The 25276-nt window shown below is 36.1% G+C and carries 14 protein-coding genes and 3 tRNA genes; 7 read left to right on the forward strand and 10 right to left on the reverse strand.

From position 1 onward, the window contains the following. The 4 genes from ACNQGH_RS08465 to ACNQGH_RS08480 all read right to left on the reverse strand — a co-directional run bounded on the left by ACNQGH_RS08465 (position 1) and on the right by ACNQGH_RS08480 (position 9346). Positions 1-3189, reverse strand: coding sequence for a SusC/RagA family TonB-linked outer membrane protein (locus tag ACNQGH_RS08465; protein ID WP_417955540.1), 3189 nt, complete (start codon positions 3187-3189; stop codon positions 1-3). Positions 3190-3287: 98 nt separating this feature from the next. After that, positions 3288-4541: a glycoside hydrolase family 27 protein gene (locus tag ACNQGH_RS08470; RefSeq protein ID WP_417955541.1), complete on the reverse strand. Its 1254-nt coding sequence runs from the start codon at positions 4539-4541 to the stop codon at positions 3288-3290. 392 nt (positions 4542-4933) lie between these two features. Then, on the reverse strand, positions 4934-6997 hold the full coding sequence (locus ACNQGH_RS08475) for a glycoside hydrolase family 97 protein (protein WP_417955542.1): 2064 nt from the start codon (positions 6995-6997) through the stop codon (positions 4934-4936). 153 nt (positions 6998-7150) lie between these two features. Then, on the reverse strand, positions 7151-9346 hold the full coding sequence (locus ACNQGH_RS08480; RefSeq protein ID WP_417955543.1) for an alpha-galactosidase: 2196 nt from the start codon (positions 9344-9346) through the stop codon (positions 7151-7153). A 241-nt stretch (positions 9347-9587) separates the two neighbouring features. Here ACNQGH_RS08480 and ACNQGH_RS08485 point away from each other — a divergent pair, with 241 nt between their 5' ends. Continuing rightward, positions 9588-11204, forward strand: coding sequence for a DUF6377 domain-containing protein (locus ACNQGH_RS08485; protein ID WP_417955544.1), 1617 nt, complete (start codon positions 9588-9590; stop codon positions 11202-11204). 572 nt (positions 11205-11776) lie between these two features. Here ACNQGH_RS08485 and ACNQGH_RS08490 read toward each other — a convergent pair. From ACNQGH_RS08490 to ACNQGH_RS08500, 3 genes are all read right to left on the reverse strand, one after another. Continuing rightward, positions 11777-11850 (reverse strand) — tRNA-Arg (locus tag ACNQGH_RS08490). Between the two features lie 23 nt (positions 11851-11873). Beyond that, positions 11874-11948, reverse strand: a tRNA-Pro gene (locus ACNQGH_RS08495). 18 nt (positions 11949-11966) lie between these two features. Continuing rightward, positions 11967-12050: transfer RNA gene (locus ACNQGH_RS08500), tRNA-Ser, on the reverse strand. 229 nt (positions 12051-12279) lie between these two features. Between ACNQGH_RS08500 and ACNQGH_RS08505 the strand changes: the two genes are divergently transcribed. Further along, the gene (locus tag ACNQGH_RS08505; RefSeq protein ID WP_417955545.1) at positions 12280-13458 is read left to right on the forward strand and encodes an acetyl-CoA C-acyltransferase; all 1179 of its coding nucleotides are present in this window, start codon (positions 12280-12282) and stop codon (positions 13456-13458) included. Positions 13459-13529: 71 nt separating this feature from the next. Next, on the forward strand, positions 13530-14291 hold the full coding sequence (locus ACNQGH_RS08510) for a C40 family peptidase (protein ID WP_417955546.1): 762 nt from the start codon (positions 13530-13532) through the stop codon (positions 14289-14291). Between the two features lie 45 nt (positions 14292-14336). Here ACNQGH_RS08510 and ACNQGH_RS08515 read toward each other — a convergent pair whose 3' ends face one another. The 3 genes from ACNQGH_RS08515 to gyrA all read right to left on the reverse strand — a co-directional run bounded on the left by ACNQGH_RS08515 (position 14337) and on the right by gyrA (position 19675). Then, positions 14337-15401, reverse strand: coding sequence for a tetratricopeptide repeat protein (locus ACNQGH_RS08515; protein WP_417955547.1), 1065 nt, complete (start codon positions 15399-15401; stop codon positions 14337-14339). A 337-nt stretch (positions 15402-15738) separates the two neighbouring features. Continuing rightward, positions 15739-17007 (reverse strand): tetratricopeptide repeat protein, encoded by a 1269-nt coding sequence (locus ACNQGH_RS08520; RefSeq protein WP_417955548.1) that lies wholly within the window; start codon positions 17005-17007, stop codon positions 15739-15741. A gap of 46 nt (positions 17008-17053) precedes the next feature. After that, the gene (gene gyrA, locus ACNQGH_RS08525; protein ID WP_417955549.1) at positions 17054-19675 is read right to left on the reverse strand and encodes a DNA gyrase subunit A; all 2622 of its coding nucleotides are present in this window, start codon (positions 19673-19675) and stop codon (positions 17054-17056) included. A gap of 256 nt (positions 19676-19931) precedes the next feature. On the opposite strand from gyrA, the gene ACNQGH_RS08530 reads away from it, so the two are divergent. The 4 genes from ACNQGH_RS08530 (at position 19932) to ACNQGH_RS08545 (ending at position 25271) form a co-directional block, all read left to right on the forward strand. After that, on the forward strand, positions 19932-22478 hold the full coding sequence (locus ACNQGH_RS08530) for an ATP-dependent Clp protease ATP-binding subunit (RefSeq protein WP_417955550.1): 2547 nt from the start codon (positions 19932-19934) through the stop codon (positions 22476-22478). Positions 22479-22615: 137 nt separating this feature from the next. Next, positions 22616-23986, forward strand: coding sequence for a 30S ribosomal protein S6--L-glutamate ligase (rimK, locus tag ACNQGH_RS08535; protein WP_417955551.1), 1371 nt, complete (start codon positions 22616-22618; stop codon positions 23984-23986). A 102-nt stretch (positions 23987-24088) separates the two neighbouring features. Beyond that, entirely contained in the window at positions 24089-24604 is a 516-nt protein-coding gene (locus tag ACNQGH_RS08540) for a DUF421 domain-containing protein (RefSeq protein WP_417955552.1), read from the forward strand. A gap of 76 nt (positions 24605-24680) precedes the next feature. Further along, positions 24681-25271 (forward strand): Crp/Fnr family transcriptional regulator, encoded by a 591-nt coding sequence (locus tag ACNQGH_RS08545; RefSeq protein ID WP_417955553.1) that lies wholly within the window; start codon positions 24681-24683, stop codon positions 25269-25271. Positions 25272-25276 lie beyond the last annotated feature (5 nt).

Below are 25276 nucleotides of genomic sequence, written 5' to 3' on the forward strand. Positions count from 1 at the left end.
TTAAAATGTTAAAGTAAATCCTGTATTTATTATCATTGAATTTGGATAATCTCTTCCGCTGTCATTTACACCCTCTGGGTCAAATAGAGAATTAGTCATTGTAATAAGATTTGATCCGCTTACATAAAGCCTGAAATTTTCCAAACCAATTTTACTGATCATATTCTTAGGTATTGTAAAACCAAGTTCAAGATTTTTCAATCTTATGTAATCAGTATTTTGTCTCCAATAGGTATTTCCTCTGCTGTAGTACTGATCCCCTCTATCTGTAATTCTAGGGTATTTATCGCTTGGATTATCAGAACTCCATCTTTTTTCGTAAATATCCAATGGATAGTTACCCACTGTTCCTGTTTCTCCAAAATTCAGGAAAACTTCTCCACCTGCAGCACCTTGAAACATTACACCAAGATCAAAATTTTTGTAAGTTAGGCTTAAGTTTAAACCAGCCTGAAATCTAGGATCAGAATTTTTCCCTGTTCTGTATCTGTCATCAGGTGTAATTTTTCCATCGCCATTATAATCCTTAAATTTCATATCACCAGGTCGCAATACATTAACAAGAGCAGAATAGTCAAGTGTTTCTGCATCAATATCAGCCTGAGTAGCAAAAACACCATCATAACCATACACTAAATTTGAGCGAATTGGCTGTCCCGTTTCTTTTTGCCATTGCGGAGCGCCCTGTGCCTCATCATTAAAAATAATTTTGTTTTTCGCATAGCCTCCGTTAACACTTACGTTATAACCAAAATCACCTTTACGGTCTGCATAACCAAGAATGAAATCAAAACCTTTATTTTCTACCTCGCCAAAATTCTGTCTAGGAGGCGTAATTCCTGATAATCCCGGAAGTGAGGCTGACGGGGTTGTCAAAATATCTGTCCTCTTATTAACAAATACATCAAATTCGAAATTAATTTTGCTGTCCAGAAATTTGGCTTCAATTCCAATGTTTGTATTTGTTGCAACTTCCCATGTAATGTCGGTATTTGGAACCTTAGTTTCATTAATTGTAGTAACTTTTGTATTATTGATGATGTAGTTGCCAAAACCATAAGTTGCCAAATATTGATTTGACGGATAATCATCGTCATTGAATTTATCATTCCCCAACTGCCCCCAAGATCCTTTAAACTTTAAGAAGTTTACAAAAGGAACATTTTCCGAGAAAAATTTCTCTTTTGAAATTACCCAGCCAGCTGAAACACCTGGAAAAAATCCATATCTGGTTTCTTCCGGGAACAGGTACGAACCATCATATCGGAATAAAAATTCAACTATATACTTTTCTTTATAGCTATAATTGGCACGCCCATAATAATTTAACCTTGCTGATTCGTTAGAAGAACCGCTATTATCCTTATCAAGATCTCCTCCTGCAAATAAATCATCTAATGTCGGTGAAATAAAATATCTTCTATAAGCATTGAATCCTTCGTATTTTGCCGTTTCTTTATTGACCCCTGCTAAAAGCATGAAGTTATGGTCGCCAAAATTACGTTTATACGTGGCGTTGGCCCCTAATAAAATATTTAGTGTATTATTTGTGCCTTGGTTTAAATTTGGTTCCGCTGGCCCTCTTTGGCCTTTCAATAAACTTGGCAGTCCGTCTGCTCCCACAGTTGTTCCATCCCAGCTATAAAGAAACCAAGGGGTTCTCCATGTCTTAACATTTCTAAAATTTTTGTCAATAGCTGCGGTAGTTTGAAAACCTAAACCTTTTACCCCCGGAATTGTAAAATCCAATGTTGCATTAGATTGGAAGTAATCACGTGTATCTCTGTCATATCCAGTCTGATTGGTTGTAATTACAACTGGATTTTGTCCAAATTCTATATCTGGTCCTGGTAATCCATTTGGCCAGTATGCCTGTTCAGTAGGACGTCCTCTGGTTAACATTCTAAAAATATCCCCTGAACCCTGAGTAGGGAAAAACCTAAACTCTTCTCTTGCCACCATTCCTAAAGACAGTTTAACAAAAGGTGTAATTTTAGCATCTAAATTTACACGAAAATCATATTGTTTATATCCAGTAGCCGAATTTTTATAATATGCATCCTGATTCAGGTAACCTAAAGAAGTAAAGTAACTGAAATTATCACTTCCACCGGTTAGCTGCAGATTATGCTTTGCTTGCGGAGTTACTTTTTTAAAAGTTGCATCATACCAGTCCGTGTTTGGATGCCCCCATGGATCTTGTCCATTTTTATACAAAGTTATGTCTTCTTGCGTAAATGGAGCATTTCTAATGCTGCCGTCAGGTCTTGTATAAGTACCTGTCGTTTTAAAACCTGTATTAGCACCCTGCCATTCGCCTACAGGCAAGTTATAAATTTCAAGCTCATTTCTTAATTCAGCATATTGTGCAGCATCTGCCAATTCCGGAAGTGAAGTAGGTTTTCCTAATCCGTAATTATACGAGTAACTTAATTGAGGCTTTCCCGTTTTTCCCTTTTTTGTGGTAACTAAAATTACTCCATTTGCAGCTCTGGCACCATAAATTGCTGCAGAAGCATCTTTAAGAACTGATATATCCTTTATATCTGATGGATTAAGCCTGCTAAGTCCTCCTGCTCTGTCAGGAATACCATCAATTACAACTAATGGAGCAGAATTATTATATGTATTTGTTCCACGAATTCTAATATTGGCATTATCATACCCTGGCTCAGAACCTGATTGAGAAACAAATAGCCCTGGAACTCTACCTGCTAAAGAGCTTGTCAAGTTAACAGCATGTTGTTTAGCCAATTCATCTCCCTTAACAGCCGATACAGCTCCTGTTACAGTTGCTTTCTTTTGTGTACCATATCCTACGACAACGACAGCATCTAAACTTGATACATTTAAATCCATAGAAGCATTTACAATACTCTTATTGTTCACTTTTACCTCAACTGATTTAAAACCAACCATGGTAAAACGTAAAGTTGTATTGCCGTTGTTTATTGCAATAGTATATTTACCATCGAAATCAGCAACAACACCATTTTTTGGATCGCTTACATCCACAATTGAAACTCCCGGGAGCGGAAGTTTGTCTGACAGCGAAGTAACAACTCCCGAGACTTGAACTTTTTGATTTTGAGCCGTAGAATACATGTAGCCCCCAAAAAGGAAAATAATTGTAAGAAAAGAACGCTTTAGCAGCCAACTTTTCTTTTTGCAATTTGCTTGTTTCATCATAAAAAATTTTGGTTAGTTAGTTAATGAGAATTTCCATTTGAAATTCTTTTGAAGTCTCTTATTAATACAAGAGAACTTTTCTTTTAGCACACATGCTATTATATTTTCTTTAATCGAAACATCTTTGTTTCATGACGCTGTACTTTTCCATTCCATTCTTTGCCTTTACCAATCACTTTGTGTTCCCATAAATCTTTGATTTCGTAGGCTTCATTCAATCCTAATTCAGCAAAATTTATTTTTGATTTCTGGGTCGTTTCTGAACGGTTTACAATTGCTATCGCAGAATCACCATTGGCTAATGGCTTTACAAATACACTCCAAGTAGTATTCTTGATTTTACAAACTGCCTGTTTACCTAAAGCATCCTGATTAATGGCAATCACCTCATCATTTAATAAAATACGTTTAGTTTCGGCATTCATTTTCCGAACATCGTTAGATGCTGTCAATGGAGAATTCATCATAGACCAAAGACTCATCTGGCTTTGATATTCGGTATCGACACACCCAACTCCTCCAGTCTCACTCGAAGGTCCTTTTGCACCATAAAGCCCAGCCACAAGCATATCCATATCATTCCAATGTCCAGGTCCAGCGTAGGATGCACAATCTTGGGAAAAATCCACAATATCTAATATTCCAGCTCCCAAAGCATGAAATTCTTTAGCTGTTTTAACTGGCGTAAGACTTTTCCATTTATCCCTGACATCAGGAGTTGTACGCCATAACTGACCACCAACCTGCCCTGCCCAAAGCCAAGGTTTGCGGTCACCCCATTCGCAAATACCCAAAGCAATATCACGTCCGCTACTACGCAAAGCATCTGCCATTTTTTTGTAACGTGTTTTGGCAGTTTCCACATCATCGGGAGCACCACAATAATCGTATTTCAAATAATCAATCCCCCAAGAAGCAAAAGTTTTCGCATCCTGTTCTTCAAAATTCAAACTGGCAGTATAGAGCCCGCAGGTTAGTGGCGCTGCATCCGAATAGATTCCTAATTTCAATCCTTTGCTATGCACATAATCCGCAAGTGCTTTTATACCTGAAGGGAATTTTTCTGGATCGGCAATAATGTTATTTCTGTTATCTCTTCCGCCCTGCCATCCATCATCGATAAACAAATGATCATAACCAGCTTTCACCATACCACTGCTTACCATGGCATCTGTCATTTCACGTAAGTCTTTTTCATTAAAATTATAACCAAAATAGTTCCAAGTCATCCAACCCATAGGCGGTGTTGACATCAATAAAGAAGCATTAACTGATTTGGTTTGTGCCTCTACAATTCCATTACTCAAGAAGAGCGACATTGCGATAAGGCTAAAAAATTGTTTTCTCATCATTTATTATTTAATTTATTATTGTTTTTTTTTATTTAACAGACTGGAAACCTAACTATTGCACAGACATCCCTATCTTAAAAAACGATCAATTATCGAACTCTCGAAAGTTTTTAGAGTAACATTTATAATAGTTAAACATTGCGTTTTGACTAACCTTCTGATCAAATTTTCACAAGGAAAACACTTAACAAGGAATTTCTATGACCATACCTACCCCTATTTTCTATCAAAAATCAAATTTAAAATACTGACAAAGGATACTTTAAAGAAAAACTTGTAACTATTTTTGATTTCATAAAAACGTCTTAATCAATTTTAACCACATTTCTCCTTATCAATACTTTTAAATCATTTCCCCAAAATGGAAAAAATGTTAAACTGTTTATATTACCTTATTTTATTACATTCAAACGAATAGCAAATCCACCGCCCGAAGCAAGATGTAAATTTATTTTTTGCGTTTTGTCAACAGTAATTATTTCTTTTTTATAATCAGTAGCATCCTTACCCGCATTTATACCATCTTTAAAGATTTCGGCAGTATAATTTCCCGCTCCCAAAAAAGAAAAATCAACCGTCACATCTTTGTCATTCCAATTAGTCATCCCCCCTACATACCAAACGTTATCTTTTTTTCTTGCTATAATTGCGTATTCTCCAAATTGCCCGTCCAATGCTACCGTTTCATTAAACACAGTAGGCACTCCTGCTATAAAATCAGTACATTCTTGCTCTTTCATGTATGCGGTTGGGCTATCAGAAAGCATCTGTAATGGAGCCTCATATAATACATACATTGCCATCTGGTGGCAACGTGTACCCATACTCATGGGCGACGAATAATTAATTTGCGCTTTACCCCTAGTCGCATTACGCATGGCACCCGGAGTGTAATCCATCGGGCCTGCCATCATACGTAAATACGGAATACTTAAATCGTATTCGAGTGCACGATCATCATTACTCCCCTTCATATTTTCCAATCCCCTAACCCCTTCAAAATTTATTGCATTAGGCCATGTACGTTGTAATCCTTGCGGTGGAAATACTCCGTGAAAGTCTATTAGCAAATGATGCTTTGCCGCTACAGATGCTATCTCATAACAAAAGCTAGTCATCTTCTGATCATTGCGGTCCAGGAAGTCAATTTTAAAACCTTTAATACCCATTGCTGAATATTTCGCACAGAAACCTTCAGGATCCAATGAAAGGGCATATTTAATACACCATAGAATCAAATCCACATTTTTTTGTTTACCGTACGCTATCAATTCTTTTAAATCAACATTAGGTTTTACTTTGTTCATATCCCATATATCGCTCCATCCTTCATCAAGAATTACATATTCAAGATGATTAGCCGCCGCAAAATCTATATAGTGCTTATACGTTTGTGTATTGACACCTGCTTTAAAATCTACATGTGAAATATTCCAGTCATTCCAATAATCCCAGGCTACTTTACCGGGTTTTATCCATGAAGTATTGCTAATTTTGTTTGGTTCAGAAAGACACTGCACAATATCATTATTGAGTAAATCTTTATCCTTTTCGCTAACCGCAACTATTCGCCACGGAAAACTCCTTGTTCCCTTCACTTTAGCAATGTAATCCCCTCTTTTGATTACCATATCATTCCAATTATTAAGGCCTCCCAATTTTTCTTCAGTAGGATAAGGCGCAAATGTTGCTTTAATTCCATATTCTGCATTTTTATTATACTGAATAAACATGCCTGGATAGTCCTGTACATCTGCTTCAAGCACAACAACTTTTTTATTATTATTTAACTTAACCATCATAGGAAGAGTACCCAATGTGTCTTTATTAAATTTTGAAAGTGGTGTTTCAGTATAAAATTCTTCAAATCCAGTGGAATATTTTTCACCACCACGCAGACCGCTAATGTGAGAGATAAAAGCGGTATAATCTTTGTCAAAATTAAACTCTGCCTGTTCCGATTGAATAATCAAATTATCTTTGCGTCCTGTTATAAAAAACCTGTAAGCCACGCCATGATTATAAGCCCTGAATACAATACCATAACCACCTTTACATTTAAGCGTAAGCTGTTTACACCAATTTTGTACTTTATCTTTTTTATAAGCAACTGTACTAAAGGTTTCATTTATGGTTACCTCCTTTGCAGAAATAACTTCTACACTTTTACCTAATACCTCTCCGGTATTTAGAGCAATTTTAGCGACAGATGGCGCAACAACAGCTTGCCCATCATGTGCTACCGACCAGCTAAGATTTAGACCTGTTTTAATATTTACGCTTAACTTATTATCCGGTGAGGTCAGCAAGTAGTTCTTTTGCTTCTGTGCTGTTCCTGTAATAGCATTTTGGGCCTGCATACTAATGCCGGAGAACAAAATAAAAATCGACAGTGCGAGTTTTGATTGAATGAAAGATTCTAAATTTTTCATTCGATTAACATTCTTTTTTTTCATAAATTCATAGTTTTAAAAATTGGTTAGTTAGTATTTAATTTACTTCACTCTTAAGAAGAAAGAAAAAAGTAGTAGACCTGACTTAAATTTGAATTAAAAAAAGGAAGCGTCTATTTGACAAGTCGCTTCCACAACATTTCGCAGGACAGCTTCTTATTGTGCTGTAATCTCTATCACTTTGCTGCTCATACGGTCACTAGTAAATGCGTCGAGTCCAAATTTCATCAGGTAATCTCCAGAATACACCTTGTCGTTTTCTTTAAGTGTAGATGCCTGACCGGGTAAAAGATTAATTTCCTTAACTTGATATTGCTTTAAAGCGTCCAATCCCTGAAGCTTAACTTTTAGGAGTTTCTCTTTAAACCTTGGAAATATATCATAAGCATATAATACTGCTTTTGACTGGGCATCGTCTACGTACATTACCGATGTATGGTTACTCTCATAAGGAGATACCAGACGGTATAGGTTACCATCGAAAATGACTTTTTTAAGGCGTTTGAAATTGGCAACAGCAAGTTTTACAAAGTCAATTTCATCCTTTTGGAGTTCTTCCAGCGAAATGTCAAATCCCAATTTTTCCATCATGGCCACTTCAATCCTGAACTTGATACTTGCCGCCTTATTCCAGCTTGTTACGTGCGCCGCCATAGCTTTTGATGGAAAGAATTGCGAGAAGCCCCATTGTATATAAAGCCTTTCTACCGGATCAGTATTATCACTTGGCCAAAATTCAGAGAAATATTTCAGAGCTTCGTAATCACAACGGGCACCGCCTCCTGAACACAACATCAGTTCAATATTCGGATACTTGTCTTTCACTCTTTTGAACACATTGTAGATTCCGTGGATGTGGTCTATATACAACTGCTCCTGGTTTGCTTTCAGGTAAGGAGAATAGACATTGGTGATCGGACTATTACAGTCCCATTTGAAAAAAGCGAGATCTGGGTTCTCTTTCATCAGATTATCGACCACGCCAAAGACATAATCCTGAACCTTAGGGTTGCTCAAATCCAGTACCAATTGATTGCGGTAATAGTAAGTTTCTCTATTAGGGAGGGCAATAGCCCATTCTGGATGTTTTTGGAACAGTTCACTCTTCGGGTTCACCATTTCCGGTTCTATCCATATACCGAATTTAACATCGGCCTCTTTGGATAATTTTACCAATCCGGGAACTCCGTTGGGTAGTTTACTCTTCATAGCTTGCCAATCCCCTAATCCTGCGTGGTCATCCACTCGGGGATATTTGTTGCCAAACCATCCGTCATCCAACAGGAACATATCAACACCAAGTTCTTTGGCTTCGCCCATCAGTTTAGCTAGCTTTGCCTCATCAAAATCAAATTGGGTGGCTTCCCAGTTGTTCAGTAAGGTCAAACGGTCTCCTTTTCCATCCTTTAACTGATAATTTCTTGCCCATGAATGAAGGTTCCTGCTGGCTTTTCCGGTTCCTTCATTGCTTAGCGTGAAGATAAACTCGGGAGTTTTAAAAACAGTGTTTGGCTTCAGTTCATAGTTGGAAGCATAGGGATTAATACCCGTGATGACCCGAAGGTTACCGGCGTTATCGACCTCAAAAGTAAACTGGAAGTTTCCTGTCCAACCAATGGTGCCAAGTAGAACATTTCCTTGGGTTTCGGAAACAGGCTGCCCCAGGCCTAACTGGAAGAACGGATAGGAATGCATGGCTGCCCTTGAGCCAAGCTTTGTTTCCAAAACTTTTTTGCCAGACTGCAACTGTTGTGAGGACATTTGTACTTCTTTCGCCCAGTCACCGCTGAATTCGGTCAGGAAATATTTGCTGTCCTCGAAATATAGCATATTGGATGCATAACGGCTTATCCTTACAGGTTTTTTCTCATTATGTGTAATCTCTGTCCAGGATTTAATAACATTTTCCTTTTTATAAGCTACATAGTGCATTTTTATATTTAATGGATATACCTTGTCCCTAAGCTCGATGACCGTCTCTGTAATGTTGGCATCCAGGGCCTTTTGTTGATGTGAAACATAGGTCAGGACAGAAGTCAGGTTTCCGTCGTTATGCTGTATGGCAAATGCCGGTTCAAAGAAATCTTCGCCACCCGAAGCTGGATATGCTTCAAATCCCCTTATTTTGACTGCTGCATCAGAAGCTGGGCGCGCAATATAATAAGGGAGTTCCTTGATATCCGATTCCGAAAGTAGCCTGTCTCCAAGATAGGTTTGGTACAACCTGCCGTTTGGTGCGGTTTTTAGAATCAGGTCCGTTTCTTTAGTAGAAACCCTGATAGTAGTCTGTGCTTGCGTCTCTATAAACATGGTCGTAAGCAGTAATGTAATGAGCAAATTTGTTCGGATCATATCTATTCTTTATCGATTGAATTTTCGTTTTTTGCATGAGAGGCTAAATTATAAGGAGTGATTCGTTTAAGGAAAAAAAGTAGATGAGAGGTAGATTTATTTTTAAAGAAAACAACATAAATCGCTGTTAATCAATTATTTGCTTTATTTATAAGATTAGCATCAATAAAGTTAAAGTAGATTTATTTTTAGTATTTTTGCTAAAAATTTATCGTTGAATATTGTAAAATGCTATCTTTTTATGAATAAAATTATGCACTTGCTAATTATAGCAATATTATTTCAATCTTGTCAGAAAGCTGATGTCAATGAAACGTCTCTGAAGACTCTGGATAAGGTACTCGCAGATACGTCTTTCATAACTGCAAAAGAGAAAAAACTGGACAGCTTGAAACGTCTCGTAAATAACACCACAGATCCGTTTATTAAATATGAAACCTTTAATAAGATCATTGATGGTTATCTTTGGTATAGGTCGGACTCTACATATGCTTATATTGAAAAAAACATGAAAATTGCGGAGGTATTGCACAACAGTAAAATGTCCGACCAGATTACTTTAACCTATTCAATTATGTTATCCACATCTGGTCTGTTAAATGAATCATCACAAATCTTGAAGAAAATCAATAGGCAGAGACTGGACAAGTCTTTACTCCGCGATTATTATTACGCTCAGGAAAGGTTTAACTACGTGTCTTCGGAAATTAGTCATGATAATTATTACACCCCGCTTTACAAAAAGCAGGGAGAGATTTATCAGGATTCCGTACGCTCCACTTATCATGAAAATTCTATTGAATATAATAAGTACACGGCTAGCCAAATGGTAATTGCTGGTGAACATCTTAAAGCCCGAGATTTGCTTGAGAAAACAATCCCCAGCCTGAACAAACCAACGAGATTTGCTGCAATGATCTATTTCGATCTTGCCGAAATCTATAAGAGATTAAAAAATGACAAGCTATATGAATATTATCTCATCCAGGCGTCCATTGTAGACAGGCAAATCCCTGTTAAAGAAAATGCTGCTATCAAGGAACTGGCCTTTTATCTCTATAAGAATAAGCGCCAGGATATTGATAGAGCCAATTTATACATTCAGTCGGCTCTGGACGATGCACGCTTTTATAATAACAGACAACGAATCTTACAGATAGCTGAAAAGTTACCCTTGATCGTAAATGCCTTTCAGGAAAAAAGGAGGAGGGAAAATATACATTTAAAATATTCCATTATTGTAATCAGTATTTTATCAATTTTCATTACATTCTCCCTAATCTTTATTTACAGACAGGTTGGGCAACTGCGACAGGCTAGATTGGCGGTGGATGGGCTTAACAATGAACTGCAGTTCTCCAACAACGAGCTGCAACAGCTCAATAGCAAACTTCATCATGCAAACGAAACACGTGAGGAGAATGTAGGCCTTTTTATGGATCTTTGTTCTTCATACATCAGTAAACTTGATAATTACAAACAGATTGTCAAGAGTAAGATTATCAATAACAAAATCAATGATTTATTGAAGAATATTGATTCGCAGCAATTCGCCAAATCAGATAAGAATGATTTTTTCGCAAGTTTTGACCGGTCTGTACTTAGCCTCTTTCCCAATTTCGTGGAGAATGTGAATAAACTTTTGAAAGAAGATAGTCAGTTACAGCTCAAAAAGGGTGAAATATTAAATACTGAGCTGCGTGTTCTCGCCCTGATACGATTAGGAATAGATAGCAGTAATAAGATAGCTTCCTTTCTGTACTATTCTCCCCAAACGATCTACAATTATCGTGTCAAAATGAAAAATAGTTCGCGGTTTGTACGAGAAGATTTCGAGCAACAGATCAAAAATATGTAAGAGATTCAGCAAATCATTAACTAAACATTTAAATCGGAATTTTTACAGGAACTTTAAATGGTTCGTCGCATCTGTTATTCAAACAGGATTAAGTTGGTAGTCATGGTCGGAAGATTTTTCTTGTTTATTTTGTTGAATTTTTGTATACTTATTATTGTAAATCAGTAATTTATTACGAATTTTAAAGACCACAAAGTATCCGTAAGTGAGCTGCTGGGTTTTATTCCTGAAGCGCTCTTATCACATCTCTCCAGTAGAACTAAAGTGGATCACTATCATAATCCGTGTACAATCACAATAAGAACACTGTAAATCAATTACTTAAAAAAGGTTCGAACCCTGTTACCTATCCTAAAAGGACATTTTCGAACCAATTACAATAAAAAAAGCACAAACAGCTGGATTTCCAATAAGTAGACCACTTAGTGATAAATTAATTGGTCATTAACCAATTAATTTTAAAAAACATTAAAATGCTATTTTAGTACGAAAACAAGATAAATACTGAGAAATCAATACTATATAAACAAAAAAACCGATCAAATATATAAAAATATACTTGATCGGTTAAGTGAAGGCAGAAGGATTCGAACCTTCGACCGCCTGCTTAGAAGGCAGGTGCTCTATCCAGCTGAGCTATGCCTCCATTGCTCATGTAAAAAAATCTAGTCGGGGTGGCAGGATTCGAACCTGCGGCCTCCTGCTCCCAAAGCAGGCGCGATAACCGAGCTACGCTACACCCCGAAGTGCAAAAAAATTAAGCGGAGGGACAGGGACTCGAACCCTGGCACCGATTGCTCGATGACAGTTTAGCAAACTGCTCCATTACCACTCTGGCACCCCTCCAAGCTCAAAGAAACGTGTCCTGTTTTGCGGTTGCAAATTTAAGACATCTTTAGACTTCTCACAACTATTTCTGGTCTTTTTTTTAATATTTTTTGTCATTTTTACAAAAGCACTTCACAATCAAACATATAGAATGAAAATAAATTTAAAAAAAGATAATGCCATAATCTAAATTTGAAATTGTGTAAAAAAGATTAAATTTGCTTCATAAACCAACATTTTATAAGTTATGAACAAAAGAGTTGTTATCGTATCTGCCGTTAGGACACCTATCGGAAGTTTTATGGGGGGATTATCTACAGTTGCTGCTCCAAAATTAGGTGCAGTGGCTATTAAAGGTGCTTTAGACAAAATAAATTTAGACCCAAATTTAGTCGACGAAGTATTTATGGGCAACGTAGTTCAGGCTGGTGTAGGACAAGCTCCTGCTCGTCAGGCAGCTCTATTTGCCGGCTTACCAAATACCGTTACCTGCACTACAATAAATAAAGTTTGCGCTTCTGGAATGAAAGCTGTTATGTTGGGTGCGCAAGCAATCCAATGTGGTGATGCCGAAATTGTAGTTGCCGGTGGAATGGAGAACATGAGTTTAATTCCACATTATATGCATTTGAGAAACGGAACTAAATTTGGTCCTTCAACTATGATTGACGGGATGCAGAAAGATGGATTGACTGACGCCTACGACAACAGCGCTATGGGAGTGTGTGCTGACTTATGTGCTGCAGAATACAAATTAACCCGTGAAGATCAAGATAACTTTGCTATTCAATCGTATGAGCGTAGTGCAAAAGCATGGGATTCCGGAAAATTTGACAATGAAGTTGTTCCGGTTTCGGTTCCACAAAGAAAAGGAGATGCTATTATCGTTTCTAAAGATGAAGAATTCACCAACGTAAAACTAGACAAAATACCGTCATTAAATCCTGTTTTCACAAAAGACGGAACTGTAACCGCAGCAAATGCATCCACTATAAACGATGGTGCAGCAGCAGTAATATTAATGAGCGAAGAAAAAGCGATTGCTTTGGGCCTAAAACCACTGGCCTACATTAACGGTTATGCCGATGCAGCACAGGAGCCAAAATGGTTCACCACTACTCCATCCAAAGCAATTCCAAAAGCATTAGAAAAAGCAGGAATAGCAATTAGCGATGTTGATTATTTCGAATTCAATGAAGCTTTTGCCGTTGTAGGTCTTGCCAATACTAAAATTCTGGGATTAGACGACAGCAAAGTAAATATAAATGGTGGCGCGGTATCTTTAGGACATCCATTAGGTTGTTCAGGAGTTCGAATCATTGTTACCTTAATAAATGTTTTAGAACAAAATAACGGTAAAATTGGAGCTGCTGCAATTTGTAATGGCGGTGGGGGTGCTTCTGCCATTGTTATCGAAAGAGCCTAAATAACTACAAGTTATGAGCTATGAGTTTTAAAACTTATAGCTCATAATTCTTAACCTATAAACCAACCTAAATGTTCGGAATTTGTAATCTAGCCATAATCCCACTTCGCTGTGAACCCAGCGATAGAAGCGAAATCATTTCTCAAGTTTTATTTGGTGAACATTTTGAAATTTTGGAACAATTGAAACAATGGTCCCGAATCAAAATGCAATATGATGATTATGAAGGCTGGGTAGATTCTAAGCAATACCAATTGATTTCCGAATCCAGTTTTAATCAATTGTCTGAAGATGCAATCATTCTGAATGCTGATTTAATAGAATACATTACTGCACCAAATAATATATTGATACCAATTCCTTTAGGTTCATCAATATCCTTCTTAAATTATAATGAAATCAATACTTCAAATTTTGATTTTGAAGGAACTAAAATTAGTGGTATCAAACCCAAAGAAGGTCTGATTAATACTTCTTTTCTATATCTTAACGCTCCTTATCTATGGGGTGGAAAAACACCTTTTGGAATTGACTGTTCCGGCTTTACACAAATGGTTTATAAACTTAATGGATATAAATTATTACGCGATGCGTCACAACAGGCAACCCAAGGAACACCTTTGAGTTTTATTGAAGAAAGTGAACCCGGTGATTTAGCTTTTTTTGACAATGAAGAAGGTACTATCATCCATGTAGGGATCATCATGGAAGACAATTATATCATTCACGCCAGCGGGAAAGTACGAATCGACCGATTAGATCATTTAGGAATCTATAATCCGGAAACAAACAAGCATACACACAAACTTCGGGTAATCAAAAAAATTATATAAAAAAAACCTATCTCGAATTAATTCCTGATAGGTTTTTTTTAAAAATTAGATTCTCGCTTTTAACGCATTGTATTCTGTAGTTAAATCTAAAGCCCGATACAAGTTTAACAGCAGGCTTTTAACCTCAGCATCTTTAGGACTAATGCGATTTCCTTTTTCGAGATAAGCAATGGCATTTTTCAAGACCTGATCCTTTTTTATCTTTATTTCATCATAAATTTTCATATCCTTTGGAGACGTACCGAGCATACTCATTTCATCAACTAATTTCTTTTTCTCATCAAGGTACAAATAAGCTAAATTAGTGTAAGCATCAACATATTGGGGATCAAAATCAATGATCATTTTATAATAATCTTCTCCGGTTTTCAAATCTCCTTTTTCAGAATAAATAAAAGCTATGTTTTTATAGATCTCTGTTTTTTTTGAAAGAGAAACAGAATTCCTTGGTTTCTCATGCAAACCTGCCATTACACTCAAATCCCTTTCTTTTAGCGAAGCAAATTCTTCTTCAATTTTACTTTTTTTATTTAGTGCATAATAACACATTCCCTTTCCTGAATAATTTAGCGCCTTGAGCTCTTTATAACTTTTTAATGCTAAATCGTATTCTTTGACAACCATAAAGTAAGATGCCGATTTAAACAAATTCAAAGTGTCCTTCTTATCCATTAAATATAAATAATACATTTTGTTGGCGCCATCCAAATGTTTGTTGTTTACGACATCTTCATAAGCACTGTTGGATAATTTACTTTTAATATCTTTTATGGATGCTTTTGCCTGAACTGTATATTTTAAATTACCGGAAGCTGCTTCTTCAGTCAGCAACTCCTGATAGGCAGCGACGGCGAGGGAAAAATTTTTGCCTGTTTCTATATTTTTGTCTGCCAAATTAGTCAGCACTTTAGCTTTTAAATTATAGAATTCCGATTTGTCATCCTCTTTTGCATTCACAATTAAATATTCAGAAGCTTTCAAACTGGTTAGAGCTTCTTGTAAATTACCATTATTAAACTGACTCTGGGCATACTTAATTTCATTTTTTTGAGCTAGTCCGGCAATTGAAACAAATAAAGAGAAAGTAGGTATTAAAAATTTATTCTTCATAACATGTAGGTTTGGGGTGGGTTAATGATTTAGGGGATTGTTAGTGTTTTTTCATTTAGGGTATCATTTATTGATTCTTTTAATTGCCAAAATAAATCATTATTTTTATTTATCAAATTAATTTAAAAGAAAATTTCATTTTATATCACTATTTATTAAGAATTAAATAATGACTAAGCAAAAAAGAATAATTTAACTCGGTATTTTAACAATTTGTAATTATTTTTAATCTGTCAAAATGTTTTGCAAAAAAAATCCTGATTACCATAGGGCAATCAGGATTGTAATTAGTATTCCTAAATTTAATTTCAGAAAAGCTAAAAAATAGAATTCAATTTTACATTTTAGCTTTCAATGCTTTTTTCTTTTCAGTCATTTCTAATGCTCCGTAAACATTCAACAAAGTAGCTTTAACTTCTTTATTTGACGGATCTAATTCACTCGCTTTTTCCAAAAATGGTAAAGCATCCATAAATACCGCTTCTCTTTGTTTTTTAAGAACCAAATAACGCTTATTGTCTTTTTCTGAGTTTCCTAGTTTACTGATTTCTTCAAAAAGTTTTTTGTCAGCATCCAGTTTTAGAATCGCTAAATTAAGGTAAGCATTTACATAATCTGGTTTTATTTCAATTGCTCTCTTGTAATATTTCTCCGCTTCAGCTGTATTATTAGCAGTAGCACTAATTACTCCTAAATTAAAAATTAAATCAGCATCATTAGGATTTTTTTCCAATACTTCAGAAATTAATTTTTTATAAGTGACATAGTCTTTACTATCTAAATATAAATTAGCTTCTGTCAAAATCAATGAAGTATCGTCCGGATTGGTAACTCTAGCCTCAGCAATGGCTTTTTTAGCTTCTTCAGTTTTTCCGTTTTGAACTAAAATTAAAGCCATATTTTTATATATTTCTCCTCTTTTTGAAGGAACAGCTTCAGTTCTTGGTTTTTCATGAGTTCCTAGTTTCACCATTCTATCCCTATCTTGGGCTGTAGCATAAACATCTTCTTCTCCAGTCAACTTATTCACTGCAAAATAACTCGTTCCTTTTCCGGAATAGTTTATGTTTTTCAACTCCTCATACAACTTAAGCGCTGTATCATATTCCTTAGCATTCACATAAGTAGAAGCTGCATAGTATAAATTAATGGTGTCTTTTTTGTCTAACAAATAAGCATCATATAATTTTTTAGCACTATCTGCGTGTTTATCTATTTTTGAATCTGCTATAGCAGCATTGATTAACTTAAATTTTATTTCTGTAATTGAAGCTGCTGCCTGAGTAGAATACTTAATTTTCCCAGAAGCCTTTTCAACAGCAATTAAATCCTGATATGCTTTTGCAGCAAGAGAAAGATTCGTGCTGGTTTCTACATTTTTATTGGCCAAATCTAACAAAGCATTTCCTTTTATAAAGAAAAACTGTGCTTTTTCAGCATCTGTAGCATTTGCAATCAAAGATTCCGTTCCTTGTAAAATAGTTGCCGCTTCTTGAGAATTCCCGCCTTTTAAGGCTTTCTCAGCAGCTTTAATTTGATCTTTTTGAGCAAAAGTAGCTACTGATATCAATAATGCTGATGCAAGTATTACATATTTACTTTTCATAATATTCTTGTTTTTGTTTAATAATTATTCTTTTTTATTCTTCTTTTTAAGCTTCGTCATCAGCTTCTTCGTCTTCACCTTCTTCTTCAGCTTGGTCGTCTTCAGCCTCATCCTCGTCATCGTCGTCATCGGCACCTTCGTCTTCAAGTACTTCTAAAACCGGCTTCACCCTTTCGATTGTCTCCGTTTCTATGATATTACCATCTTCATCAACAAGAACTTCTGCTACATCGTCTTTCATTACTTTTGTAACCGCTGCAATCGAATCGTTTCCTTTGATGTTGATTAACTTAACTCCTTGCGTAGCACGTCCCATAACTCTTAAATCCTCAACAGCCATTCTGATAGTCAATCCCGATTTGTTGATAATCATTAAATCATCGGCATCCGTAACTGCATTTATCGAAATAAGCTTACCGGTCTTCTCGGTAATATTTAAGGTTTTAACTCCTTTTCCGCCACGGTTGGTAATTCTGTATTCGTCAAGGCTTGAACGTTTTCCGTATCCATTTTCGGCAACAACTAAAATTTCGCTGCTCATATCATTTACAGTAACCATGCCAATAACTTCATCGGTATCATCTTTAAGGGTAATACCACGAACTCCAGAAGCCGTTCTTCCCATTGGACGGGTTTTAGTTTCTTCAAAACGAACTAATTTACCAGATTTTACAGCCAAAATAATTTGACTTTCCCCATTAGTTAATTTTGCTTCCAACAGCTCATCGCCTTCCTTAATCGTAATTGCTGCAACACCATTAACCCTTGGCTTAGAATATTTCTCTAAAGATGTTTTCTTAACCTGACCTTTTTTAGTCACCATAATAAGATTATGGCTGTTGATGTACTCTTTGTCTTTTAAATCCTGGGTGCAAATAAATGCTTTTACCTTATCATCGCTCTCAATATTCACCAAATTCTGAATCGCTCTACCTTTTGCAGTTTTACTTCCTTCTGGTATTTCATAAACACGCATCCAGAAACATTTTCCTTTTTGGGTAAAAAACATCATATATTGGTGATTTGTTGCCACAAACATGTGTTCCAAGAAATCCTGATCTCTTGTTCCTGCACTTTTTTGTCCAACTCCTCCTCTATTCTGAGTTTTGTATTCCGTAAGATTGGTACGTTTAATATAACCCGCATGAGAAATCGTAATGACCACATTTTCATCGGCAATTAAATCCTCTATACTTACATCACCCCCTGAATACTCGATTATAGAACGACGGGCATCACCATATTTCTCACGAATTTCTTCTAATTCTTCTTTTATCAAAGCAGTTCTTAAATTCACATCGGCTAATAAAGCTCTTAAATGCTCAATTAACTTCATAATTTCATCGTATTCCGCTCTTAACTTGTCCTGCTCAAGACCTGTTAATTGACGCAAACGCATTTCTACAATGGCACGGGATTGAATGTCGGATAATTTGAATCTTTCGATTAATTTTCCTCTTGCTTCTTCAGTGTTTTTCGAAGCTTTAATTAACGCAATTACTTCATCAATATTATCCGAAGCAATAATTAATCCTTCTAAAATGTGCGCTCTTTCTTCCGCTTTACGCAAATCAAACTGCGTTCTGCGAATCACGACATCGTGACGGTGCTCTACAAAATAGTGAATCATATCTTTCAGATTCAACATTTGTGGACGTCCTTTCACTAATGCAATATTATTTACACTAAACGACGATTGTAATTGTGTATACTTGTAAAGTGTATTTAAAACTACATTGGGCGTTGCATCGCGTTTCAGGATATAAACGATACGCATACCATTTCTATCCGATTCATCTCGAATATTAGCAATCCCGTCTATTTTTTTATCATTTACCAAATCCGCAGTACGTTTAATCATATCTGCTTTATTGACCTGATAAGGGATTTCAGTAACAATAATACATTCTCTTCCGTCCACTTCTTCAAAACCGACTTTGGCACGCATTACAATACGCCCTCTACCCGTTTTAAATGCTTCACGAACTCCCTCGTAACCATATATGATACCACCAGTAGGGAAATCCGGAGCTTTAATATGGTTCATCAATTCATCTATCTCAATCTCATTATTGTCAATGTACGCTAATGTCCCGTTGATTACTTCAGTAAGATTGTGAGGCGGCATGTTAGTGGCCATACCTACAGCAATTCCCGTAGCACCATTAATTAATAAGGTGGGAACACGGGTTGGCATTACTTTAGGCTCATACAAAGTATCATCAAAATTCAATTGAAAGTCAACGGTTTCTTTTTCGATATCAGCCATAATTTCTTCCGAAATCTTGCGCATTCTGGCTTCCGTATAACGCATCGCTGCAGGACTATCCCCATCCACAGAACCAAAATTACCCTGACCATCTACTAATAAATAACGTAAACTCCATTCTTGAGCCATACGAACCATGGCATCATAAACCGATGTATCACCATGCGGGTGGTACTTACCTAATACTTCTCCGACAATTCTGGCGGATTTTTTATGGGCTTTATTTGAAAAAACTCCTAAATCATACATTCCGTAAAGAACTCTTCGATGTACTGGTTTCAAACCATCTCTAACATCTGGAAGCGCTCTTGATACAATTACTGACATCGAATAATCGATGTAAGCTGATTTCATTTCATCTTCTATGTTAATAGGAATTAACTTTTCTCCTTCAGACATAAGTTGTTATATTAAAAAATTATATTAGTTTCAAAACGTGCCAATATACAGCTTTTTGAAATTTTTAAGCCTATTTTAACCCACTTATTTTGATGATTTATTAACAAATTTCACTTTGGTTTTAGTTAATAAAATAAGTGGCTTTTTGGCTGCATTCCCCTTATTTTTTTGTCTATTAGCTGACAATAGTTGTTAAGGGAATGATTTTTGTTTTTCAATTAGTAATTCACTAAATTTACGATATCAAATATATATTATGGATGATAATTTTTCACCAAGAGTAAAAGATGTTATTACCTATAGCAAGGAAGAAGCCTTGCGATTGGGTCATGACTTTATAGGAACTGAACACTTGATGCTTGGTATATTAAGAGATGGAAATGGAAAAGCAATACAAATATTGAATAACCTATCTGTCGATTTAGATCATTTACGCAGAAAAGTAGAAATCCTAAGCCCAGCAAGTCCAAGCACAGACGTTAATGTTGAAAAGAAAAACTTACACTTAACGCGACAGGCAGAACGAGCGTTGAAAACCACTTTTCTTGAAGCAAAAGTATTTCATAGCTCGTCCATTAGCACAGCACATTTACTGTTATGCATTTTAAGAAACGAAAATGATCCAACAACCAAGCTACTGAATAAACTTAAAATTGATTATGATGTAGCTAAAGAACAATATTTAAATATGACTCCAAGCGAAGAAGAATTTTTAGAAAACTTGCCAAGAAACGAATCGTATAATGACGATTCCGGACAAGATGACAGTCTTAAAGAAGGTACTTTTAACAATCCTGCCAATAAATCAAACAAAAAATCCAAAACACCTGTTCTGGATAATTTCGGTAGGGATTTAACAGAAATGGCCGAAGAAGGAAAACTAGATCCTGTTGTAGGACGCGAAAAAGAAATCGAACGAGTTTCTCAAATTTTGAGCCGTCGCAAAAAGAATAATCCACTACTTATAGGTGAGCCTGGAGTAGGAAAATCAGCTATTGCCGAAGGATTAGCCTTGCGAATAATTCAAAAGAAAGTATCCCGAATCCTTTTCAACAAACGTGTTGTAACATTAGATTTGGCAAGCCTTGTGGCCGGAACAAAATACCGTGGTCAGTTCGAAGAGCGCATGAAAGCGGTAATGAACGAATTAGAAAAGAATGATGACATTATTCTTTTCATAGATGAAATTCATACTATCGTTGGAGCTGGTGGTGCAACGGGTTCTCTAGATGCATCCAATATGTTTAAACCTGCATTAGCAAGAGGCGAAATTCAATGTATTGGCGCTACAACACTAGATGAATACCGTCAATATATTGAGAAAGACGGCGCATTGGAAAGACGTTTTCAAAAGATAATTGTGGAACCGACATCTGTTGCGGAAACGATCACGATTTTGAACAACATCAAAAACAAATACGAAGACCATCACAATGTTACCTATACGCAAGAAGCAATTGAAGCTTGCGTAAAACTAACAGACAGGTATATGTCGGAGCGTTTCTTGCCAGACAAGGCTATTGACGCTTTAGACGAAGCAGGTTCCCGAGTTCACATCACCAATATTGAAGTTCCTAAACAAATTTTAGATTTAGAACGTCAATTGGAAGATGTCCGAGAATTGAAAAATGTCGTTGTTAAGAAACAAAAATACGAAGAGGCTGCTAAGCTTCGTGATGACGAAAAAAAGATCGAAAAAGATTTAGCGATTGCTCAGGAACAATGGGAAGAAGATGCTAAGAATAATCGTATCGAAGTTACCGAAGATAATGTTGCTGATGTAGTTTCAATGATGACAGGTATTCCGGTAAATCGTATTGCACAAACTGAAAGTAATAAATTAGCTAAGTTACCGGAACTTATTGAAGGAAAAGTTATTGGACAAAGAGAAGCGGTGATGAAAATCGCTCGTTCCATCCAAAGAAATCGTGCTGGATTAAAAGATCCAAACCGACCAATTGGTTCTTTTATCTTCTTAGGACAAACTGGTGTTGGTAAAACACAGTTAGCAAAAGTATTGGCAAAAGAATTATTCGATTCGGAAGATGCATTGATTCGTATTGACATGAGTGAATACATGGAGAAATTTGCAATCTCCCGTTTAGTTGGTGCGCCTCCTGGATATGTTGGTTATGAAGAAGGTGGTCAATTAACTGAAAAAGTAAGAAGAAAACCCTATTGTGTCGTATTATTGGATGAGATAGAAAAAGCACATCCCGATGTTTTCAATATGTTATTGCAAGTTCTTGACGATGGTTATTTAACGGATAGTTTAGGCCGAAAAATTGACTTCAAAAACACTATAATTATCATGACTTCAAACGTTGGAGCCAGACAATTAAAAGATTTTGGTCAAGGTGTTGGTTTTGGTACTGCCGCTAAAGTAGCGCAAGCCGATGACAATTCGAAAAGTATCATTGAAAATGCGTTGAAAAAAACTTTTGCACCGGAATTCCTTAATAGAATTGACGATGTAATTGTGTTCAATGCTTTAGAAAAACACGATATTGATTTGATTATCGAAATCGAATTGAAAAAATTATATGCTCGTGTTGCAGAATTGGGCTATCAATTAAACCTTTCTGATAAAGCCAAAGCTTTTATCGCTGAAAAAGGATTTGACAGACAATTTGGCGCAAGACCATTAAAAAGAGCGATCCAGAAATATGTTGAAGATGCACTTGCTGAAGAAATTATCACTTCAAAAATTGCTTCCGGAGACGAAATTTTCATGGATATTGAAGACGGAGCACAAGAACTGACCGTTCAGGTTCACAAAGCTGGCGAACCTACGAATCCATAAATTTTCCTGGAATTGCACAAAATAAACCCGTTACGTTTTTATAACATAACGGGTTTATTCTTTATACAAATCTAACTTTTTTTGAAAACAAATATTTACATTTGATATTTAAAAAATAGGTTAAATAAAATCAATTTATGTCTCAAAACAAAGTTATCCTGGGTAGCGAAGAATGGTGTTCATTTCCTGAATTGGGAATTCCAACAATTAAAGCACGCGTTGATTCAGGTGCAAAAACATCTGCGCTGCACGCTATAAACATTGCCCCTTTTATCAAGAATGAAGCAAACTGGGTAAAGTTTGATATCAATCCGATTCAAAACAATCTAAAAACGGTAATTCATTGTGAAGCCCCTTTAGTTGATAAACGTTTTGTAAAAAGTTCCAGCGGCTTTAGAGAACAACGTTATGTTATCCAGACCAACTTAAAAATTGGAGATTCAATATGGCCCATCGAAATGACTTTGACCAATAGGGATTCCATGGGTTTTAGAATGCTTTTAGGACGCGAAGCGATGAGCGGAAGAGTTCTGGTTGATCCGGAACAAAAATATCTTTTAGGGCAACCTACCTCAGATAGCCTGAAAGAACTCTATAAAAATGCTGAAAAAGCCAGCTCAGGTCTGCGCATAGGTCTTTTAGCCAGTAATCCTGAATTATACAGCAACAAACGCATTATGGAAGCGGGTGAAATGCGGGGTCATGAAATGCATTTTTTGAATATCAAAGAATGTTATATGAAGCTGGATGCAAAAACACCGGAAATTCATTACCGTGGAGGAAAAATATTAAATCAATTTGATGCCATTATTCCAAGAATTCGGCCAAGTATAACTTTCTACGGCTGTGCTTTAACGAGACAATTTGAAGCATTAAAAGTATTTTGTTTAAATTCTTCCAATGCCATCACACAATCCCGTGACAAGCTCTATTCATTACAATTACTTTTGAATCATGGTGTGGAAATTCCTACTACCGGATTTGCAAATTCACCTTTAGATACCGATGATTTAATAAAAATGGTTGGAGGCTCTCCTTTAATTGTTAAATTACTTGAAGGAACCCAAGGAAAAGGGGTTGTATTAGCCGAAACTAAAAAAGCTGCAGAAAGCGTCATAAACGCATTTAAAAGCTTAAATGCCAACATATTAGTTCAAGAATTTATTAAAGAAGCCAATGGTAAAGACATTCGTTGCTTTGTAATTGACGGAAAAGTAGTAGCTGCCATTCAAAGGGAAGCAATGCCAGGCGAATTTAGAGCAAACATCCACCTTGGAGGAACAGCTTCAGTCATAAAAGTGACCGCTGAAGAAAAACGTATCGCTATAAAAGCTGCAAAAGCAATGGATTTGAAAGTAGCCGGTGTTGATATCATTCGCTCTTCAAAGGGGCCTTTGTTACTGGAAGTAAATTCATCGCCGGGATTGGAAGGTATCGAGGGAGCCACCAATAAAGACATAGCCGGAGAAATGATAAAAGCCATTGAGAAGAACTTTAAGTTAAAATAGTGTACTGATTTTAGAAGGCAGCACTCAACGGGAAAATCTATTGTGATTAAATGCTGCCAGTTATCGATTTTAAATACAATTTCAAACCTGAAACTACAAAACATGAATTCCTATCTCGACATTATCGTTCGCAGCGCCGCCGTTTATTTTTTCATGGGTATTGCTTTGCGGTTTTTTGGAAAAAAAGAATTATCCCAACTCAATACTGCCGATGTAATTTTAATATTATTGATAAGCAATTCCGTCCAAAATGCAATGGTCGGTAACAACACAAGCCTTTTAGGAGGTTTGGCAGCAGCAACTGTACTTTTTACCATCAACTTTGTTTTAAAGAAATTAATGTTTAAGTATCAGAAATTTAATGACTTCATGCAGCAAAAGCCAGAGATTCTGATTCACGACGGTAATTTGGATTTTAAGTCTTTAAGCAAATTAAATATCACTTCTGACGAATTAAAAGAAGCAATGCGGGAACATGGAATCGAGTTTTTTAAAGATGTAAAATTAGCAATGCTTGAGATTGATGGCAACATCAGTATTATATCCGGTAACAAAAATTTAAAACAAACCCATTACAAACGAAGACGTATTCATAAAAATTTAAGCGGAATAAACTAGATCTGACAACAATTTTCGTAAGAATTACAAAGAAGATTCAAATACAATAGAAGCAGTACTGAACACTCTAATAATTATGCTTGATTCATTCAAAACATACTTCCAGTCCAAAACCAATCTAACGGAGGAGCAATTTCTTTCCATTACCGCTACGCTGCAATCCAAAAAAGTAGAAAAAGGTACTGTCCTACTTCATCAGGGGGACATTTGTCATCACTCCTTCTTTGTTTCTAAAGGATTATTGCGTTCGTATACCCTTGACGAAACCGGAAAAGAACATATCATTCAATTTGCACCGGAACATTGGATTATTTCGGACAGAAGCAGTTCTTATTTCAATGAGCCATCTGAATTATTTATTGATGCCATTGAAGAAACGGAACTTGTTTTTATCGATAAAAATTTCATCGACGTCGTGGCTGAAATGAGTGTTTCTTTTCGGCAACAGGACAATATTGCATTACACAATCACATTCGCCAACTTCAAAAACGAGTAAATCTCTTACTGGGCGCAACAGCAGAAGAACGTTATTTGGATTTTATAACCCTTTACCCAAGTCTTACCTTACGCATTCCGCAATGGATGATTGCTTCCTATTTAGGCATTACACCTGAAACCTTAAGTAGGGTTCGTAAGGAATTAGCAAAAAGAAATTTCAAGCGGTAGTAATG

The sequence above is a fragment of the Flavobacterium kochi genome (assembly GCF_048286715.1).
GTDB lineage: Bacteria > Bacteroidota > Bacteroidia > Flavobacteriales > Flavobacteriaceae > Flavobacterium.

Bases quoted from the DNA above. Each gene is read 5' to 3' on its own strand.
- ACNQGH_RS08505 (WP_417955545.1), top strand. From the start codon at position 12,280: ATGAACAAAAGAGTTGTTATCGTATCTGCCGTTAGGACACCTATCGGA.
- ACNQGH_RS08530 (WP_417955550.1), top strand. From the start codon at position 19,932: ATGGATGATAATTTTTCACCAAGAGTAAAAGATGTTATTACCTATAGC.
- ACNQGH_RS08515 (WP_417955547.1), bottom strand. From the start codon at position 15,401: ATGAAGAATAAATTTTTAATACCTACTTTCTCTTTATTTGTTTCAATT.
- rimK (WP_417955551.1), top strand. From the start codon at position 22,616: ATGTCTCAAAACAAAGTTATCCTGGGTAGCGAAGAATGGTGTTCATTT.
- ACNQGH_RS08465 (WP_417955540.1), bottom strand. From the start codon at position 3,189: ATGATGAAACAAGCAAATTGCAAAAAGAAAAGTTGGCTGCTAAAGCGT.
- ACNQGH_RS08545 (WP_417955553.1), top strand. From the start codon at position 24,681: ATGCTTGATTCATTCAAAACATACTTCCAGTCCAAAACCAATCTAACG.
- ACNQGH_RS08510 (WP_417955546.1), top strand. From the start codon at position 13,530: ATGTTCGGAATTTGTAATCTAGCCATAATCCCACTTCGCTGTGAACCC.
- ACNQGH_RS08520 (WP_417955548.1), bottom strand. From the start codon at position 17,007: ATGAAAAGTAAATATGTAATACTTGCATCAGCATTATTGATATCAGTA.
- ACNQGH_RS08480 (WP_417955543.1), bottom strand. From the start codon at position 9,346: ATGATCCGAACAAATTTGCTCATTACATTACTGCTTACGACCATGTTT.
- ACNQGH_RS08485 (WP_417955544.1), top strand. From the start codon at position 9,588: ATGAATAAAATTATGCACTTGCTAATTATAGCAATATTATTTCAATCT.
- ACNQGH_RS08470 (WP_417955541.1), bottom strand. From the start codon at position 4,541: ATGATGAGAAAACAATTTTTTAGCCTTATCGCAATGTCGCTCTTCTTG.
- ACNQGH_RS08475 (WP_417955542.1), bottom strand. From the start codon at position 6,997: ATGAAAAAAAAGAATGTTAATCGAATGAAAAATTTAGAATCTTTCATT.
- gyrA (WP_417955549.1), bottom strand. From the start codon at position 19,675: ATGTCTGAAGGAGAAAAGTTAATTCCTATTAACATAGAAGATGAAATG.
- ACNQGH_RS08540 (WP_417955552.1), top strand. From the start codon at position 24,089: ATGAATTCCTATCTCGACATTATCGTTCGCAGCGCCGCCGTTTATTTT.